The following is a 19,213-nucleotide window of genomic DNA, read 5'->3' on the forward strand; positions in this document are numbered from 1 at the left end:
TCGAGTAATACTGTAATGCGACTGTGTTAATTTCCTTCGGCTAATGCTACAAACGCCTTCGTTAAGTTCGTTTTAGTGATTCTTCCAAGTACTTCGAATCCTCTTTCCGATTCCCTAACTACAGGCAGTGCATCAATCTGCTTATCGATCAATTTATGTGCCACATCAATGAGAAGATCGTCTTTTCCGCACATGGTTACATTAGGCATTCTTGTCATGATAATATGCACTGGTAAAGTCGTCAGCTCCTGCTTTCCAATACTTGCTCTTAGTAGATCTTTTCTCGACAATACGCCCGTGAGCAAAGAAGATTGATCGACAACAAATAATGTTCCTACATCTTCGAGAAACATGGTACAGATCGCATCGTAAACAGAAACGTTTTCACTTACCACTACAGGTATGGATTGATAATCCTTTACATATAGCTTCTTTAAACTCTCAGTCAGCAGCTGAGTTCCTGATTTTCCTGTGTAAAAATAACCAACCCGAGGCCTTGCATCCAAATAACCAGCCATAGTTAAAATAGCTAAGTCTGGTCGAAGTGTTGCTCTCGTTAAGTTAAGTCGTTCTGCAATATGTTCTCCCGTTATCGGTCCATTTTCCTTTACAATTTGCAAAATATGCTCTTGCCGTTTATTAAGCTCGATTGTACTCACCACCTAATTGCCGTTTAGGCTTATATGTATGTCATACTTATATAAAATTATTATATACTATCTCTCATAAATGAAAAGACATTAGGATAAAAAGAGCCTTCACCGTTAGAAGGCCCTTTTAAAAAGTATTATTTTGTTACAATTTCCTTTACATTAGCGAAGCTCATAATTAACTCTGCTAACTGCGACATTAGTGCTAAACGATTGTTTTTTAATGCAAGATCCTCTGCCATTACCATTGTATGGTCAAAGAAGTCGTTTATCGCTCCTTGTAATGATGCAAGTTTATCAAAAAACTCTTCTTCACTAGCTCCATTTGTTTCTAATGATAATTTCACATCAAGATATTGCTTATAAAGTGCAGTCTCGTACTCGTTCTCAAATAGAGATTCATTGATTTTTACATTTTCCACTGCTTTATTCGAGATCGTTAGCACACGGCTAAGAGCTTCAACCGTCTCTTTAAAGCCGTTCGCATCCTTCTTCGTTTGTAAAACAACTGCCTTTTTAACAAGTGTAGGTAAGGCTGTAATGTCTTTTTCTAAAACGGCATCTATGATGTCATAACGGATGTTTTGTTCTTGTAAATAATGCTTTAAACGTAACTTGAAGAAAGATACAAGCTCAAGTTGTAACTCTTCCTCTCCTCTTTCTCCAATTCCCTTTTCCTTTATGGCACCAATAGAAAGACGGAGAAGGTCCGTTAAAGATACATTCCACTCTTTATTGATTAAGATTTGAACAATTCCTGAAGCTTGTCTTCTTAAAGCATACGGATCCTGCGAGCCGCTTGGAATATTACCGATTGCAAAAAACGAGACAATGGTATCTAATTTTTCTGCTAATGCTAGCACTGCCCCACTATTTGATTTAGGAGTAGAGTCATCTGCATTTCTTGGCATGTAGTGTTCATTAATTGCAACTGCAACCGACTCTGATTCCCCTTTTTGTCTAGCATACTTCTCACCCATGAACCCCTGAAGCTCGGGGAATTCATAAACCATATGAGTAACTAAATCAAATTTACTGATTTCAGCAGCACGGTCCGCTGTCTTTTGATCTTCTTCATTAAAAGCTAATAATTCCGCTACCTGATTTGTTAAAGAACGAACGCGGTCGACTTTTTCAGAGAGCGTACCAATTTCCTCATGATAGACAATGGAACCTAGCTTAGCTAAAGAATCAGAAATACTTGTCTTTTGATCTTCTCTATAGAAAAATGCTGCATCAGATAGTCTCGCCCTAAGGACCTTCTCATTACCCTTTGCTACCGTCTCAAGATGATTATGATCACCATTTCTTACTGTAACAAAGAACGGCAAGAGTGTTCCATCCTTTTTCTTAACAGGAAAGTACCTTTGATGCTCCTTCATTGATGTGATAAGAACTTCTTCTGGGAGTTCAAGAAATTCTTCTTCAAACTTTCCAAATAGAGCGGTTGGGTATTCAACTAAATTCGTTACTTCCTCTAATAAGTCCTCATCTACAGGAATCGTCCAACCTTCCTCTTCTTCTAACTTTGAAATTTGAGAGAGAATAGCCTCTTTTCTTTCCTTTGCATTCGCAATAACAAATTCACCTAAGAGCTTAGTTACATATTCTTCTGGTGAACCAATTTCCACTTCTTTTCCTAAGAATCGATGTCCGTTTGTACGATTGCTGGTTGATACATTCGTAATGGCGAAAGGGATAACCTCTGTTCCATAAATAGCAAGCAACCACTTGATTGGACGTATATACTTTAGTGTTTCATTTGCCCAACGCATATTTTTAGGGAATGTTAGTCCCGTAATAATATGTTCTAACTCAGGTAGAATTTCTTTTGTCGGTTGCCCCTTTGTAAACTTACGTACATGAGCATACTCGACATCATTAATCTCTTTAAAATAAATGTCGTCTACAGACATTCCCTGACCTCTAGTAAATCCTATAGCGGCTTTTGACCAATTTCCTTCGTGGTCAACGGCAATTTTTTTTGCCGGTCCTTTTGCCTCTTCCTCAACATCTTCTTGACTAGAGCTTACACCGTAAGCAATCACAGCTAGACGTCTAGGAGTAGAAAAATGGGAAATCGAATCAAACGCAATCTTTTTCTCATTTAACCAGTTTTCTATTTTAGAGGTTAATTGCTCAATTGAACCCGTAACAAAACGAGCAGGCATCTCCTCAAGACCGATTTCTAATAATAAGTCTTGCTTATTCATGTGTATTTTCCCCCATTTGCTGTAGAATTGGGAATCCTAACTTTTCTCTCTCTTCATAGAACGTTTTAGCTACCTTTCTAGCTAAGTTTCTGCATCGACCGATGAATCCAGTTCGTTCCGTAACTGAAATAGCCCCTCTAGCATCCAAAAGATTAAATACATGAGAGCATTTCAAGACGTAATCATAAGCAGGGTGAACAAGGCCTTCATTCATTTGGCGATGTGCTTCTTTTTCATAAATGTTAAACAAATTAAAAAGCATCTCCGGATCTGAAGTCTCAAAAGTATATTTTGAGTGCTCGTATTCAGGCTGTAAGAAAATATCACGAACCGTAAAGCCATTTGTCCACTCAAGATCAAACACGTTTTCCTTTTCTTGAATATACGAAGCAAGACGCTCAATTCCATAAGTTATTTCTACTGATACTGGTTTACATTCGAGTCCCCCAACCTGTTGGAAATACGTAAATTGCGTAATCTCCATGCCATCGAGCCATACTTCCCAACCAAGCCCGGCGCATCCTAGTGATGGATTTTCCCAGTTATCTTCTACAAATCGAATGTCGTGCTGAAGAGGATCAATTCCTAGCGCCTTCAAAGAATCGAGATAAATTTCCTGAATATTATCAGGAGAAGGCTTCATAATGGCTTGGAATTGGTGGTGTTGATACAAACGGTTAGGGTTTTCTCCGTATCTACCGTCTGCTGGTCTTCTTGATGGCTCCACATACGCCACACTCCAAGGTTCAGGGCCAATCGCACGTAAAAACGTATAAGGGCTCATCGTACCTGCTCCCTTTTCCACATCATATGCCTGCATTAAAATACATCCTTGATCTGACCAATGCTTTTGCAAAGTTAAAATCATGTTTTGAATATTCATGGTACACCTCCAAAAATTATCGCATAAGAAGATTATCATTTTTTTGGGCAACAAAAAAACTCCCGTCTCCTATGCCTATATAGCATAGGGACGAGAGTTACCCGCGGTTCCACCCTATTTGCCGACCATATATTCGTCAGCCACCTTAATCCGAAATTGCTCGGGAACGCCCTTCCTTAACACTCTATTCCTAGCTTTCACCGTCCTAGGATCGCTTCTAAGTAGAGGAAGTTAAGTACTCCTTTCCTTCAACGCAAATATTAAATTTAATTTGAATCTTAGCTGAAACAAGACTAGTTGTCAACTCTTATTATCCATACTCCCTAATTGGCTGATCTGATTTAAAAATTTTTTGGTTTTTAAGTGTAGACCAGAGTATTCTTCATAATAAGCATTAATAATTTTTTTCAACTCATCCTTCGTTTCTTGCTTTACAGAAATATTCCCTAATCTCTTCATATCGATAAAATAAAACAATCGAAGTAGTTTTACTGTTGATTGTGAGATTTTGTAGTGATACGGATCCTTTTCCAAACATCGATGACAGATAAATCCACCTTCTCTGATTGAAAACGAAAATTGACCGTCTGTACTCCCACAAAAGGCACATTGACTGAGAACGGGATGTAACCCCAAGGTATTCAACATTTTCACTTCAAAAATATGTACTATGATTTCTGGGTCATAACCTTCGTTAATATAGTTTAACGTTTGATAAAGCAACTCAAATAAAAAAGGATTTGCTTTTTTTTCATCTGTACTTTTATCCGTTAAATCAATAATATAACTTGCATAAGCGGTTAGGAAGATATCCTCCTTTAGGGAGCGCATCGATGATATCATTTCACCCTGCTGCAAGCTTCCTAGACCACTGCTTGTTTGCACAAGGAATTGACCATATGTAAAAAGCTGAGTGATGGCAGCTAAGCGGCTATTAGGCTTTTTTGCTCCGCGTGCCATCACCCCAATTTTACCCCATTCACGCGTGAATAGAGTAACTATTTTATTCGTTTCACCATAATGATTTGTTCGAATGACGATGCCTTCACATTTCTGAAACAATCTAGAACACCATCCTATTACGAGACAAACCTAGAGAAATGGAAATTCAACCTCTGCTAGCTCATCATCCTGATTCCCGGGTATTTCTTGATTCTCCTTCTCTAACTCCTTAAAGAGTAGATAAGTGTCAATATTACCTGTTTCCTTAAAAACCTTCCAGGTAAAATCCAACATCAAAAACCCCACCTTTCAATTAGTCGACTAGCAATAAATCTAATTTGTTACCATTATCATAGCCTTGTCTACCAAAAATAATGAGTCGAAAATATTGTTAATAAAAAAGGTGCATAAACTAGAAAGATGAATAATAATCTAAAAATGGTAAATCAATATTCGTCCTCACGGAACCCAAAATCTCTCAGTTGGGACATTTTGTTACGCCAATCCTTCTGAACCTTAACCCATAATTCTAAAAATACTTTTGTTCCTAACAGGTTTTCGATATCCTGTCTTGCACGTTGGCCAATTTCCTTTAACATGCTTCCTTGTTTCCCAATGATGATCCCTTTCTGCGAATCACGTTCAACAATAATTGTCGCCATAACGTGCACTACATCTTTCTCTTCCAGACGCTCCATTTTCTCAATGACTACCGCTAATGAATGAGGGATTTCTTCCCTTGTTAAATGAAGTGCCTTCTCACGTATTAACTCTGACACAATAAATCTTTCTGGGTGATCTGTCACTTGGTCTGCAGGATAATACTGTGGTCCTTCCGGAATGTACTTCTTAACTACATCAAGTAATACTTCTAGGTTATTTCCTTCTAGAGCAGAAATAGGAATGATTTCAGCAAAAGGATATCTTTCTTTGTAAGACACGATAATTTCCATAAGCTGGTCGGGATGAACAAGGTCAATTTTGTTGATGACGAGGAATACAGGTGTTTTGATTGATTGGAATTTATCTAGGATAAATTCTTCTCCACGACCAAAGCCCTCCTCTGCATTCACCATAAATAGAACAATGTCTACTTCTTTTAATGTGTTTTGAGCAACCTTCATCATAAAGTCCCCAAGCCTATGCTTTGGCTTATGAATCCCAGGTGTATCAATAAATACTAATTGTGCATCATTTGTTGTTAATACACCTTGTACTTTGTTTCTAGTAGTTTGTGGTTTATCACTCATAATGGCAATTTTTTGTCCAATTACTCGGTTTAGAAATGTTGATTTCCCTACGTTTGGACGCCCAATAATAGAGATAAATCCTGATTTGTGTTCTTGTTTTTGATTATTACTCATTTAAATCCTCCGCTGAAAATGCTCCTGGTAGTAGTTCTGCCACTGTTAATTCTTGTATATCACCTTTTAAATTGGTTAAAATGACTTTCATGTCTTTGGGACATAGCTCTGAAATGACTTGACGACATGCTCCGCACGGTGAGACTGGTCCTTCCGTATCAGCCACCACAGCCAGCATCTCAAATTGACGATCTCCCTCAGCATAGGCACTGAAAAATGCAGTTCTCTCCGCACAATTAGTCATGCTATAGGCAGCATTTTCTACATTACACCCATGATATACTTTTCCATCAGCCGTTAAAAGGGCAGCTCCCACCTGGAACTTAGAATATGGAACATATGCTTTTTCTCTCGCTATTTTTGCTTCTTTAATTAAAGTCTCTTGCTTGCTCAAATTAATACTTCCTTTCAAGGAGACTGCATACTCCTATTTTACCTCATTTTGTTCTACATTTCATTGATTGTAGCAAAATTGTAATGGAGAAGATTGAATTTTCTAAATATTAATCAATCTCTTCATTTTGTTTCCCTATTTTACTCTTTCTTGAATGCGATTTCAAATAAATATGGAACCGAAAAAATTCGGTTCCCTCTACCATACCTTTGGTATAAAAATAATCAAACCAATGATGACGCTCACAATAGATAGGAAAAATACAGCTGCCGCTGCCATATCCTTTGCTTTTTTGGCAAGTGGATGGAATTCTTCTGTCACTAAATCAACAAGGTTTTCAATACTTGAATTGATTAGTTCTAACGAGATCACTCCACCTATTAATAAGAGGAGAAGAATCCACTCTATTTTTGTAACCTCTAGCACGAACCCAAGGAAGACTACTGCAACTGTAAAGAAAAGATGAATTTTCATATTCCTCTCCTCTTTTAGTGCCTTGCTAAACCCAGAAACAGCATGCCGAAAAGAATATAGGACGTTTATTGTCTTAAACTTCCTGTTATCTCCCGAGCCCATACTCATCCAATATTCTCCGTTGAAGATCAAACATTTCCTTTTCCTCTGCTTCTGTCTCGTGATCGTACCCTAACAAATGCAGAAATCCATGCACTGCTAGAAATCCTAACTCCCGATCAACAGAGTGCCCGTAATCAACAGCCTGCTCACGAGCTTTATCGGTGGAAATAATAATATCCCCGAGAACTCTTGGCATGTTTCCACCGGTTATTTGAATTTCACCCTCTCCGAGTTCCTCTAGAGCGAAAGAAATCACATCTGTTGGTTTATCCTTTCCTCTGTATTCCCGATTAATTTCTTGAATACGGTCGTTATTGACAAAAGTCACAGATAGCTCACACGGCTCTGTCATTTGAAGTTTTTGTTGTGCAAAGTTTAATAACTCTTCCATTTGCCCAATGGATTCATCCGTCATTTCTTGTGTTTCATCTAAAAAATCGATGTCTAAATTCATGCTTGTTTCACCTTCTGTTTCGTAATTTCTGGATATTCAATACGGGAATGGAAGATTCCCTTTAATGTTTCACATAAGGTATTCGAAATAATTTCCATTTCCTTTAGTGTTAAGTCACATTCATTCAGCTGTCCGTCCTGCAAACGATCTGCGATAATACTTTTAACCAAGCTTTCTATTTGCTCTGGATTCGGATGTTGCATAGACCGTACTGCAGCCTCCACACTATCTGCGATTCCGATTATGGCAATTTCTTTATTTTGTGCTTTTGGTCCTGGGTAACGGTACTCCTCTTCGCGTACCTCATTTCCATTTTGTTTTGCCTTGTGGTAAAAGAACTTAAGCAACGTAGTGCCATGGTGTTGTTCTGCTATATCGACAATCTCTTTAGGCATTTTATATTGTCTTAGTAGTTCAGCACCATCGGTAGCATGCGCCACAATTATATTCTTGCTCGTTTGTGGCGGTAAGCGATCATGAGGATTTTCTATATTCATTTGATTTTCAATAAAAAATTGTGGTCTCTTTGTCTTACCAATATCGTGATAATAACATCCTACCCTTGCTAATAAGCCGTTTGCACCGATTGCCTCACATGCTGACTCAGCAAGATTCGCAACCATAATGGAATGATGGTATGTTCCAGGCGCCTCTGTTAATATTTTCCTCAGAAGGGGATGGTTAGGATTTGATAGCTCAATTAACCTCATAGTTGAAAGGATTCCAAACCCCGCCTCAAAAAATGGAAGTAACCCAATGGTTAGAATAGCTGCAATGATCCCTGATGTAAACGCACCACCAAAATAAAACGTATATTCTTTCGCATTATAATGACCATTATTAATAAATAACAAGGCAAAAATGATAACGATATTAACTAAAGAAACAAACATTCCTGCTTGTAGAATTTTCATTCTCTGATTTTGTTTACTTAAAAACATAATGCTAGCTAAACCACTGCAAATAATGTATATCCCAATATTCACATTGAGTGAGCTTGTTATATTTTCACTAAATAATATCGTTCCACAAAGAGCGAGAATAATCGTTGTTAAAATGGCTAATCTGTCATCCACCAGAATTTTAATTAACATCGATGCCATTGCAGCGGGAAACAGATAACCTAAATCTGAAAACTCAAATTGTTGTAGGAGACTGATTCCTTTTAACATCACAATTGACAGAATAAATATAATGCTAAACAATAGCAAGTAATTTTGCTTCATATCCCCACTCACTTTTAGTTCATGGAAGTAATAATACAAAGCAAACACCATTACCATTACAAGAAGTGCTAATCCGATAAAAGGAAGGATAGATTGCTGATTGTCCGTAAGACCAACGAGCTCCAGTTGACGGAAGACTTCTCTGCTAATTAGCTGATTCTCCTCAACAATAATTTGCCCTTGAAGTATTTTCACCGGTTCAACGCTTTCCTTTGCCTGTTCCCTTAGCTCCTGAGTAGCCTCTAAATCAAAAAATTCATTTTGAACAATAGCATATCGACCTAATTCAATCACAGCTGCTTTTAATTGACTGCTCATGGTGGTTAGTTTGAGTTCTTCTTCGACTAGTCTTTTACTGTTCTCTACTTCATCTGCTGGTATTCTTCGATTCATAACCGTATTTATGGCTGTTACGGTAACATCCTTAGCAACGGATAACTCTTCCTTAGTCGAGGAGACTAGTGCTAGCAATACAGAATCAGAAATACTTCTTGTTACCTCCTCTGTTAACTTGCCCTTCATCTTATCGACCACTTCATTATTCGAAGGTGCTAGAGTTCCTCCAGAACTCCCACTCCCTTGTTCCTGAGAGGCTCCCTCTGAAGCATTTGCTTGATCCTGAAGCTCTTTTTTCACTTCCGTTGCTGCATCGAAAATCGAGGTGATTAAATCAACCCTATTTTCATTGGTTTCCTTTTTCATATAATAGACATCTTGAACACCGTCTCCAGCTTCTTCTCTCTTCTTTTCAGTACTTTCCTTATCAGAAATGGTTACTGGAGATCGTACGGTTTGATTCGCAATGGAAAACAAGCGCAAATCCATCTTTTCTGGCTTAACATTGGTAAACATGGAGGCATAAAGGACTAAGCCAAGTACGAGGAATAACAAGACCCGAAAAATTCGTATATCGAGTAAGCCTCTAATTTTCATCAACTGTTGTTGAATCTTTTCCACTCTGACTCTCCTCCAATTCTTTTCTTTTAACAGAATTAAATCCACATATGTAAAATGATAACAGTTTTTTAATCAGGATGCATCTTTTTATAGGAATGGCAGATACGGCATCAGAGAACACTTGCTTAATGACAAGAAAAAACCGTTCGAGTTTCGCGAACGGTTTATTCTTTGGATTGTACATCGTACGCTTGAATGATTCGGCCTACTAGAGGATGTCTAACCACATCGCTCTGTTCTAAATGGATAATGGAAATACCCTTTACTGTAGAGAGAATAGACTCCGCTGTGATCAAACCTGATTTTACACCTTTTGGTAAGTCGATTTGTGTTTGATCACCTGTAATGACCATTTTCGAACCAAATCCAAGTCGCGTTAAGAACATTTTCATCTGTGCCTGAGTTGTGTTTTGAGCTTCATCTAAAATGACAAAAGCGTCATCTAATGTTCTTCCCCTCATATACGCTAGAGGAGCAATTTCAATAGTCCCGCGTTCAATTAACCGCTGGGTATGCTCCGTACCTAAGATATCATGGAGCGCATCATATAATGGACGTAGATACGGATCAACCTTTTCCTTTAAGTCCCCTGGTAAAAATCCAAGACTTTCTCCCGCTTCAACAGCTGGTCTCGTTAAAATGATTCGTTTGACATTTCCATTTTTCAATGCATTTACAGCCATGACTACCGCTAAATATGTTTTTCCCGTACCTGCAGGGCCAATGCCAAAGACGAGATCATGTTTCTTCATTGCCAATAAATACTGCTGCTGACCAAGAGTTTTCACACGAATGGACTTGCCTTTGGCATTTTTCGTAATTTCCTCTTCATAGATGTCTTTAAAGTATTCCAATGTACCTTTTTTAGACATTAGAATGGCATACATGACATCTCGCCCGCTAATATTAATGCCTTTTCGAATAACGTAGAGTAGATTGCTAATAATACTCGTCACCAATTCAACATTTTCAGGTGAACCAGATACACTAACTGTTTCCCCTCTAGTTACAATCGATACACCGAGTTCCTGCTCAATCATTTTAATATGTGCGTCAGAATTACCTAATAGAGCGATTGCTTCATTTGGATTTTCGAGATTTACACTAATTGTTTTTAGTTCTTCTGTCATTCCGAGTCTCCTTGAGTAATTGGTTGAGGTTCTGCAATATTTTCAATTACTTGAAAATGAACAATTAAGTTAACTTTACCATTCTTGACCAATTGGCGCAAAACTTTTTCCCCTTTTATTTTAGCATCTTCAGGTAAGAGACTTTTTATATCTTTTCTAGCCATTTCTCTTGCGACAGTATATGCTTGTTTTTCCGTATATACCCTTGTCTCATTTTCACTTTCTCGAATAGTAGACTGTTGGTAAGAAACGGGCAAATTCCATTTTAAAAATTTAATTGGCTTATTATTTTCCTCTGTAACCGATTCTTTATACTCGACTTTCCCAAATCCCCAAACAGGAATTTTAATGTTCCCTATAGTAATGGCATGTTTTCTTGTCTCATTACCTGTGTACACTTGGAAATTCGTTGACAAAGGAAGGTCCACTTCAGTCCAATACCAAGTTTCCCCTAACACCTCTCCCCTCGCTGGAACCAACTGTTCCTCTCCTTCCCTTCCTATAGCACCTGATACTAATACTTCCCCTGGAGAAACAACTTCATGAAGAGAAACCAAAGGCTTACCTTCTTCAACAAAATAATCAACGATTGTTGCTTTCTTTTTTGCAACTAAGTTTTGTGGACCAAACTCCTCCTGCTTTTCAGGTTCGTTTTTTTCGACTACTTGTAAATGGTAGGTTGTCCCCTGTAACTCCACTCCAATCCACGTTAGTTCATCCATACTTTCTGTAATCGATTTTTGTATGGCTTCCGGAGTGCCTAAGGACCACTGAAATTTCCCCTTTTTGACTCCTATTTCATCGAGTGTTTTACGTATCTTGTACTCTGTAGCTGGATCAGCCCCTTTAATTTCTATACCCCATACCATGTTTGAAAGCAAGGTAATGACTACTAAGAATAGAAAAGCACCGATAAAAAAACCCATATTTTTGATTGCTCTTTTTATTAGAAAAGGAAGGCCTGTCCGGCGTTGGAACTCAATTTTACAACCTGAGTTCCTAACAACCTTTCTAATTTTATGGGCATCCTCCACTTTTATCTCAAAGCTCATGGCGTGAACGCCATGACGCTTTACTTTCCAGATTGAAACCTGCTCTCTTGTTAGCGTGTTAATAAACCTTTCAAGGCCTTTTCCTGTCACCTTTACTGATACCATTCCTGAATAGTAGTAAATCCATTGGTTCTTCATATTCTGCCTCCTTACCTTTCAGACGAAATAAATCAATAAATTCTTATTCTTCAAGATAAATAACCTGTTCAATTTTCCCTTCTAGTAGAATCTCCTCTGGAAGTATCGTCTTTATGACAAATGCCTTGCCCTTTATTAACAACTGCCCTTGCTTTAAAAGCAGTCTAAGCTCTTTCTCTGAGAAAGTGAGTAATCCGCGGTGGTTCTCAATATAGATATGGATTTGACCAATCATTGTAATGCGGGGTAAATCCATCATGACATCTTGTGGAAGATCCATTGTTTGGGTCATCCAGCTTCTTACACGTTGCCCCCACCTTTTAGCCATAAAAAAAGAACCCCCTTTCATCTCATATTTATGAAATGAATGGGGGTTCTAGCACTACTTTTTAAGTATCCAACTGTGTTTTAGTAGCGTGAATTCGTTCTTTTTCGATGATAAACCTGTTTTGCTTTAGGTGGGCCAAGAATTTCTGACCAAATAACCGCATCCCTTAGGGTCTGACTAGAAACTTTGAGATCATTTGTGACTTTTACTCCAGATTCCATTCTTGGCTGATTTAATCTTCCTGTTGTTTGACGTTCCACCCTTGTGTTACTAACAGACTGTTCATTTTGAACTGTTCTTTTTTGCACCCGACTGGTGCTCACCTTTTGTTGCTGTATAGGCTCTTTTTTCTCCATTTGTGGACGTTCAAGCTTTTGTTTAATTTCTCCAAAATCAAAATCAATGATAGGTTTTGATTTCTCAGTGGTTGGTCCAGGGAGGAAAGGTTTTGGTTGTTTCCGCTTTTGACGGTCCTCTTCTCCCGTTCCCTTCATCTGTTTATAGAAGGAAGAAATAATCCCGATTAATACGACTAAAATAAAGGGATTTTCCAATAGAAATTGCAAAGATGGACACCTCCTTGCTTTACGTCAGCAGTCGTATTATTTTGTATCTTTATTTCCGTCTGGTTTCCCAATTGAATCTCTCATGCTTGTGTCAGCCGAAATATTTTGGATATTTAAATAATCCATGACACCAATCTTCCCAGAAGTTAATGCCTCTGACATAGCAAGCGGTACCTTCGCTTCTGCTTCCACTACTTTTGCTCTCATTTCTTCAACGCGTGCTTTCATTTCCTGCTCTTGTGCTACTGCCATTGCTCTTCGTTCTTCCGCTTTTGCTTGAGCAATCTTTTTATCCGCTTCTGCTTGTTCCGTTTGTAATTCTGCACCGATATTCTTTCCGATATCAACATCCGCAATATCAATCGACAGAATTTCAAATGCTGTACCCGCATCTAAGCCTTTTGATAAAACGGTTTGCGAGATCCTATCTGGATTTTCTAACACTTTTTTATGATTATCAGAGGAACCAATTGTTGAAACAATCCCTTCGCCAACACGAGCAACAATCGTTTCCTCCCCGGCACCACCGACTAATCGGTCGATATTTGCACGAACGGTAATTCTTGCTTTGGCTTTTACCTCAATCCCGTCCATAGCTACCCCAGCAATAAATGGAGTTTCAATCACCTTTGGATTTACACTCATCTGTACAGCCTCTAACACATCACGACCAGCTAAATCAATCGCTGCCGCACGTTCGAAAGACAATTCGATATTGGCACGATGAGCAGCAATTAATGCATTGACAACTCTATCTACATTACCACCTGCTAAGTAATGGCTTTCTAGTTGATTGGTTGTAACGTCTAAACCAGCTTTATGTGCCTTAATTAAAGGGTTGATTACCCTACTTGGAATAACTCGGCGTAATCTCATCCCTATCAGCGTAAAAATGCTTACCTTTACACCCGCTGCAAGTGCTGAAATCCAGAGCATGACTGGTACAAAAGTTAGCAGTACCGATAATAAAATTATTCCCAACACAACTAATACGACAACAAATATCGTTCCTGATCCTAAAATCATTCTTTTTCCTCCTTAGACATTGATTCAGTTATCTCTCTAACAACAATTCTAGCCCCTTCAGTTTTTACAACCTTTACCCTTTTATCCTTTGCAATAAAGTTCCCCTCACTAACAACATCCATTCGCTCATCATCTAAAACAATGGTACCAGCTGGACGTAATGCCGTAAGAGTGATCCCCTCTTTCCCTACGATCTCCGGTCGATTTTTATTTGAAACATAACCGGCTTCGCTTTTGGTGGAATCCGTTAGAATAATCCTTTTAAAGAATTTCATCTTTTTACCAAACACCTTTACCATTAAGATAGATGCCAACACTGAAATACTTAATGCAATAAGAATCGAAATTCCCATATGAACCACATTATCCGTCGCTAGAAACAGACTTCCTAATATGGCCGCTAGTCCAAAAATACCTGCAATTCCTCCCGGAAGAAACAACTCTAATAGCAGTAATCCGATTCCGATAACAAATAGGATTAGTGTTTCAAAACCAGCTAAACCAGCCACTAAGTGTCCGTAGAAGAATAAAAGCAACGATGAAAGTCCCATAAACCCTGGTATACCAAAACCTGGCGAATATAGCTCTAAAATTAATCCAAGACTACCAATCGATAGCAAAATTGGAACAACGACGGGATGTGTAATAAAACGTGCAATTTTTTCAGCGAAACTCTCTTCTACATCTAATAGTTTGGCATCTGAAAGGCCAAGTGTTGTAAGTAAATCCTTTAGGCTAGAAACCGTCCCTTCAGAATATCCTACTTCCTCTGCCTGATCTGCAGTTAATGTAAGCAACTTTCCTGTTGGGGCACCATACTCAGGTAAGTCTATTTCACGATCAGCCATCGCTAATGCATATATAGGATCACGACCGCTTTGTTCTGCAGCGGCTTTCATGGCACTCAACCAGTAGGATTGTGCTTTTTCATCAGCTGCATTTCCTGCTTGGTCTATAACAGCAGCAGACCCAATGGTTGCACTAGGAACCATATATATTTCATCCATATTAAGTGAAATATATGCTCCCGCTGATAATGCTTGATTATCTACAAAGGCAATTGTTTTTACTTTGGTCGCCGATAATAATTGGCCGATCTTTCCTGCAGCATCAACGGCACCACCTGGCGTATTGATTGTAAAAATGATTGCATTTGCATTTGCATCCTCCGCCTCTTTTACCGCACGCGATAAGAAGGCGTATAGACCTTTCTCCACTGTTTCTTCTACAGGTACTATATAGACAACTTCGCTCTGTGCGCCTCCTTTAAGCGGAAAGATCGACAATATACCCACGATAAAAAACGAAATGACCATGACCCATCGACAAAGCTTCACCCATTTCCCTCCTTCCTTGACTGATGCATAGTTTGTATACGGATGACTTGCGAAAAGGTTTCAAATCAAAAGCAGTTTCCCTGTATAAAGTATATGTAAAAAGACTGCAGTATAGCCTGCAGTCTTTAAAGCATGTTTATTATGAAAGGTGTTGTTGTACAAGTTTATTAACAAGTGATCCGTCAGCCTTACCTTTTACTTTAGGCATAAGTACTGCCATCACTTTTCCCATCTCAGCCTTTGTAGAAGCACCTGTTTCTAATATTGCCGCTTTCACTATATCGGAAAGTTCCTCTTCCGTTAGCTGTGTTGGCATATATTCGACTATATACGATAATTCAGTACGTAGTTTCTCAACTAGGTCATCACGACCTGCTTTTTCAAATTCATGGAGGGAATCTTTGCGTTGCTTAACTTCGCGAGAAAGGACAGTTAACTCTTCGTTTTCAGATAAATCCTGGCCAGTTTTAATAGCTTCATTTTGCAACGAAGCCTTGACCATCCGAATAACGGAAAGTTTATCTTTTTCTTTGTTTTTCATCGCTTGCTTCATATCATTATTTAAACGCTCGAGAAGACTCATTTACACACCCTCTCTTACCACTTACGTTTTCTAGCAGCTTCAGACTTTTTCTTACGCTTTACGCTAGGCTTTTCGTAGAATTCGCGCTTTCTAGCTTCTTGTATAGTACCTGACTTAGATACAGTACGTTTGAAGCGACGAAGAGCATCTTCAAGCGATTCGTTTTTACGAACAACGGTTTTAGACATTCTCTTTCCCTCCCTCCGAACACAACACACTTACAACAAACAACATGGAAATTCCATGTACTTTGCAATTATAATATAACAGTTAAACAAGGTCAACTGTAATTCGACTAGCTATCGTCCATTTATGAATAAATCTTTAAATTTATTTTTTATTTATTACTTAGCATGTCCCAGACACCTTTGCAATAAAGATGTAAAAGGAGGGAAAATCATGGTAAGTGTTCTTTTATTTTGTATCTTTATCGCATTATTTATTTTTGGCATGACTATTTTACGGACCGGTTTATTTAACTTATCCGCAGATTCACTTAAAAGATGGCTTGTAAGATTAACTGATCGTACATGGAAGGGACTTTTAGCTTCTATTATCATTACAGGAGCTCTCCAAAGCAGCTCAGCTGTCATGGTTATGACGATAGGGTTGATTTCTGCTGGATTATTAACGTTCAGGCAATCGATTGGAATTATACTAGGAACGAATATTGGGACAACCTTTACCACTGAATTTATCACATTCCAAATTGATTCCTTTCTTGTACCAATGGCCATTATAGGTGCCTTACTAATCTTTATGAAAAATAAAAATGCTAATGCCTTTGGATTAATTCTTTTAGGAATGGCAACAGTTTTTTCAGCGATGAGTGGCTTTAAATATCTAGCAAAACCTTTATCAAGTTTACCCATCATCCAACAACTGATCATTGATATGAATGAAAGCCACTTACTAAGCGTCGGAGTAGGAGCAGTCATCACAGCTCTCATTCACTCAAGCTCTGCAACAACAGGTATTATTATGGGGTTTTTATCAAGTCAATTACTGACGATTGGGGCAGGTATTGCAGTTATGCTTGGTGCAAATGTTGGGACATGTGTTACAGGCTATGTGGCCAGTATCGGAGGCGGAAGAGAGGCTCGTTTATGTGCTTATGCTCATATATGGTTAAATTTAATCGGGGTACTGGCATTTTTCCCCTTCATTGCTTATCTTGGTAGCATTGCAGGCAGCCTAGCTCAGGAACCTGATGTACAACTCGCTCATATAAGCGTACTGTTTAACGTAATTTCTTCGCTTCTGGTTCTTCCATTCGCGAACCATTTTGCTGCTTTAGTTATGAAATTTCATGGCAAAAAATAAAAACATGCCGGGGGCATGTTTTTATTTTAATAGTCACTATCTGACACTAAGCCTTTTACAATAGCAATTCCTGAGCTAGCCCCAATACGAGTTGCACCAGCATCAATCATATTTTTTGCGTCTTCCGCGCTTCTTACTCCACCTGAAGCCTTTACACCAATGGTAGGACCAACTGTCTTGCGCATAAGTGCAATATCAGCAATCGTTGCTCCACCAGTTGAAAAACCTGTAGATGTTTTTACAAAATCAGTACCTGCACTTACAGCTAGTTTACATGCACGAACTTTTTCTTCTTCAGTTAAAAGAGATGTTTCAATTATTACCTTAGTTAATGCTTTGCCCTTTGCAGCGTTAACAACTGCTTGAATGTCTCTTTCTACTAATGTGTCATTTTTGTCCTTTAAGGCACCTATATTAATCACCATATCTACTTCGGTTGCACCATTTTCAATTGCATTCGTTGTTTCAAATGCTTTTGTTTCAGGAGTAGTAGCTCCTAACGGAAAACCGATCACTGTACAAACGTCCACACCTGTACCCTGTAGTAGCTCACTTACATAAGATACCCACGTTGGGTTCACACAAACGGAAGCAAATCGATATTCTTTTGCTTCAGCACATAATTGTTCAACCTGCTCTTTAGTTGCTTCTGCTTTTAACAAAGTGTGGTCAATCATTTTTGCGATTTCTTTCATCATTTACAACTCCAATTCAATATTATATCGCTGCTTGTTCTGCGGATCTAACATACTCATCAAGCACTCGGACAAATTGACCTTCATTGTATGGATAACCAGCCTTTGTAATCTTCACCTTTACAATTTGACCAATCATTTCTTCTGTCCCTTTAAATATAACCTTTAAATAATTATCTGTATATCCCTCATACATTCCTTCACCGCTTTTTGAACGTTCTTCAGGAATCACTTCTAGAACTTCACCTTCAAATTGTGAAGCATACTCTTTAGCTAATTGATCAGATAAAGCAATTAATCTGTGTACACGCTCATTTTTAACTTCTTCATCAACTTGATCATCCATTCTAGCAGCAGGAGTACCCGTACGTTTAGAGTATGGGAATACATGAAGTTCGGAAAATTTATGGTCCTTGATAAAATTATAGGTTTCCATAAACTCTTCTTCTGTTTCTCCAGGAAAACCAACGATTACATCTGAGGTGACCGCGAGACCTGGTAAAGCTTCTTTCAAACGATCCAACCTCTCGCCAAAGAACTCCATCGTATATTTACGACGCATTCTCTTTAACACGGAGTTTGATCCTGATTGTAATGGAACATGAAGATGTCTAACGATTACATTTGAGTCATTCATCACTTGAATCACTTCGTCCGTAATTTGACTCGCTTCAATGGAAGAGATTCTAAGTCTTTCAAGTCCAATTACTTCTTTTTCCAAATCTTTCAATAGCATCGCAAGATTATAATCCTTCATATCTTCACCGTAACCACCCGTGTGAATACCAGTCAGGACTATTTCCTTATAACCAGCGTCTACTAGCTGCTGTGCTTGTCGAATGACTTCCTTTGGATCACGTGACCTCATTAATCCTCGAGCCCAAGGAATAATACAAAACGTACAGAAATTATTGCAGCCTTCCTGAATCTTTAGAGAAGCACGTGTACGGTCCGTGAAGGCTGGAACATCTAATTCCTCGTAAACACGATTTTTCATGATGTTACCAACGGCATTAATTGGTTGTCTTTCTTCCTTAAATCGTTCGATGTATTCAATCATCTTTACACGATCCTGGGTTCCAACGACTATATCCACTCCAGGAATAGCCATAATTTCAGCAGGAGATGTTTGCGCATAACAGCCTGTTACACAAATAACCGCTTCTGGATTTTTTCGAATCGCCCGTCTAATCACCTGGCGACTCTTTTTGTCACCTGTGTTTGTTACCGTACAAGTATTGATTACATAAACATCTGATGTTGATTCATAGTCTACTCTCTCATACCCCTGTTCTTGAAAAAGCTGCCATATAGCTTCCGTTTCGTAATGATTCACCTTACAACCTAATGTATGAAATGCAACTGATGGCATAATG

General features: G+C 38.5%; 21 protein-coding genes and 1 other annotated feature. Of the genes, 1 reads left to right on the forward strand and 20 read right to left on the reverse strand.

Features of this window, described 5'->3' with window-relative positions; all coding sequences use genetic code 11:
• Positions 1-26 precede the first annotated feature (26 nt).
• The 18 genes from ccpN to rpsU form a co-directional block, all read right to left on the reverse strand.
• Positions 27-662 carry a transcriptional regulator CcpN gene (gene ccpN, locus BKO01S_RS05130; RefSeq protein ID WP_066049775.1) on the reverse strand — a complete coding sequence of 212 codons (636 nt, stop codon included), beginning with the start codon at positions 660-662 and terminating at the stop codon, positions 27-29.
• Positions 663-787: 125 nt separating this feature from the next.
• A complete protein-coding gene (glyS, locus tag BKO01S_RS05135; RefSeq protein ID WP_066049778.1) occupies positions 788-2,863 on the reverse strand; it encodes a glycine--tRNA ligase subunit beta in 2,076 nt (691 codons plus the stop codon).
• Entirely contained in the window at positions 2,856-3,746 is an 891-nt protein-coding gene (gene glyQ, locus BKO01S_RS05140) for a glycine--tRNA ligase subunit alpha (protein ID WP_066049780.1), read from the reverse strand. The genes glyS and glyQ overlap by 8 nt, the downstream gene beginning before the upstream one ends.
• A gap of 83 nt (positions 3,747-3,829) precedes the next feature.
• Positions 3,830-4,007: a binding site (T-box leader), on the reverse strand.
• A 39-nt stretch (positions 4,008-4,046) separates the two neighbouring features.
• Positions 4,047-4,808, reverse strand: a complete 762-nt coding sequence (gene recO, locus BKO01S_RS05145) for a DNA repair protein RecO (protein ID WP_066049781.1) — start codon at positions 4,806-4,808, stop codon at positions 4,047-4,049.
• 30 nt (positions 4,809-4,838) lie between these two features.
• Positions 4,839-4,982 carry a YqzL family protein gene (locus BKO01S_RS23805; protein ID WP_084361971.1) on the reverse strand — a complete coding sequence of 48 codons (144 nt, stop codon included), beginning with the start codon at positions 4,980-4,982 and terminating at the stop codon, positions 4,839-4,841.
• 152 nt (positions 4,983-5,134) lie between these two features.
• Complete coding sequence (era, locus tag BKO01S_RS05150; protein WP_066049784.1) at positions 5,135-6,052, reverse strand: GTPase Era; 918 nt, start codon at positions 6,050-6,052, stop codon at positions 5,135-5,137.
• A complete protein-coding gene (locus tag BKO01S_RS05155) occupies positions 6,045-6,446 on the reverse strand; it encodes a cytidine deaminase (RefSeq protein ID WP_066050556.1) in 402 nt (133 codons plus the stop codon). The genes era and BKO01S_RS05155 overlap by 8 nt, the downstream gene beginning before the upstream one ends.
• A gap of 198 nt (positions 6,447-6,644) precedes the next feature.
• The gene (locus BKO01S_RS05160; RefSeq protein ID WP_066049788.1) at positions 6,645-7,028 is read right to left on the reverse strand and encodes a diacylglycerol kinase family protein; all 384 of its coding nucleotides are present in this window, start codon (positions 7,026-7,028) and stop codon (positions 6,645-6,647) included.
• Complete coding sequence (gene ybeY / locus BKO01S_RS05165; protein WP_066049791.1) at positions 7,006-7,476, reverse strand: rRNA maturation RNase YbeY; 471 nt, start codon at positions 7,474-7,476, stop codon at positions 7,006-7,008. Before ybeY ends, BKO01S_RS05160 begins: the two co-directional genes overlap by 23 nt.
• Complete coding sequence (locus BKO01S_RS05170) at positions 7,473-9,659, reverse strand: HD family phosphohydrolase (protein ID WP_066049794.1); 2,187 nt, start codon at positions 9,657-9,659, stop codon at positions 7,473-7,475. Before BKO01S_RS05170 ends, ybeY begins: the two co-directional genes overlap by 4 nt.
• Positions 9,660-9,823: 164 nt before the next feature.
• A complete protein-coding gene (locus BKO01S_RS05175) occupies positions 9,824-10,789 on the reverse strand; it encodes a PhoH family protein (protein ID WP_066049797.1) in 966 nt (321 codons plus the stop codon).
• On the reverse strand, positions 10,786-11,979 hold the full coding sequence (yqfD, locus tag BKO01S_RS05180; RefSeq protein ID WP_066049800.1) for a sporulation protein YqfD: 1,194 nt from the start codon (positions 11,977-11,979) through the stop codon (positions 10,786-10,788). The genes BKO01S_RS05175 and yqfD overlap by 4 nt, the downstream gene beginning before the upstream one ends.
• A 43-nt stretch (positions 11,980-12,022) precedes the next feature.
• On the reverse strand, positions 12,023-12,307 hold the full coding sequence (yqfC, locus tag BKO01S_RS05185) for a sporulation protein YqfC (RefSeq protein ID WP_066049803.1): 285 nt from the start codon (positions 12,305-12,307) through the stop codon (positions 12,023-12,025).
• An 80-nt stretch (positions 12,308-12,387) separates the two neighbouring features.
• The gene (locus tag BKO01S_RS05190; RefSeq protein WP_066049807.1) at positions 12,388-12,873 is read right to left on the reverse strand and encodes a YqfB family membrane protein; all 486 of its coding nucleotides are present in this window, start codon (positions 12,871-12,873) and stop codon (positions 12,388-12,390) included.
• Positions 12,874-12,909: 36 nt separating this feature from the next.
• A complete protein-coding gene (gene floA, locus BKO01S_RS05195) occupies positions 12,910-13,899 on the reverse strand; it encodes a flotillin-like protein FloA (protein ID WP_198158768.1) in 990 nt (329 codons plus the stop codon).
• Positions 13,896-15,215 carry an NfeD family protein gene (locus BKO01S_RS05200; protein WP_066050561.1) on the reverse strand — a complete coding sequence of 440 codons (1,320 nt, stop codon included), beginning with the start codon at positions 15,213-15,215 and terminating at the stop codon, positions 13,896-13,898. Before BKO01S_RS05200 ends, floA begins: the two co-directional genes overlap by 4 nt.
• Before the next feature lie 160 nt (positions 15,216-15,375).
• Positions 15,376-15,819, reverse strand: a complete 444-nt coding sequence (locus BKO01S_RS05205) for a GatB/YqeY domain-containing protein (RefSeq protein WP_066049810.1) — start codon at positions 15,817-15,819, stop codon at positions 15,376-15,378.
• Positions 15,820-15,833: 14 nt separating this feature from the next.
• Complete coding sequence (gene rpsU, locus BKO01S_RS05210; RefSeq protein ID WP_019154564.1) at positions 15,834-16,007, reverse strand: 30S ribosomal protein S21; 174 nt, start codon at positions 16,005-16,007, stop codon at positions 15,834-15,836.
• 211 nt (positions 16,008-16,218) lie between these two features.
• Between rpsU and BKO01S_RS05215 the strand changes: the two genes are divergently transcribed.
• Positions 16,219-17,142, forward strand: coding sequence for a Na/Pi symporter (locus BKO01S_RS05215; protein ID WP_066049814.1), 924 nt, complete (start codon positions 16,219-16,221; stop codon positions 17,140-17,142).
• A 26-nt stretch (positions 17,143-17,168) separates the two neighbouring features.
• On the opposite strand, the gene deoC is transcribed toward BKO01S_RS05215, so the two are convergent.
• Both deoC and mtaB read right to left on the reverse strand, forming a co-directional pair.
• Entirely contained in the window at positions 17,169-17,840 is a 672-nt protein-coding gene (gene deoC / locus BKO01S_RS05220) for a deoxyribose-phosphate aldolase (RefSeq protein ID WP_066049818.1), read from the reverse strand.
• Between the two features lie 19 nt (positions 17,841-17,859).
• Positions 17,860-19,209 (reverse strand): tRNA (N(6)-L-threonylcarbamoyladenosine(37)-C(2))-methylthiotransferase MtaB, encoded by a 1,350-nt coding sequence (mtaB, locus tag BKO01S_RS05225; protein WP_066049825.1) that lies wholly within the window; start codon positions 19,207-19,209, stop codon positions 17,860-17,862.
• Positions 19,210-19,213 lie beyond the last annotated feature (4 nt).

Origin of the sequence: Robertmurraya korlensis NBRC 107688, assembly GCF_001591645.1 — a bacterium.
Taxonomy (GTDB): domain Bacteria; phylum Bacillota; class Bacilli; order Bacillales; family Cytobacillaceae; genus Robertmurraya_A.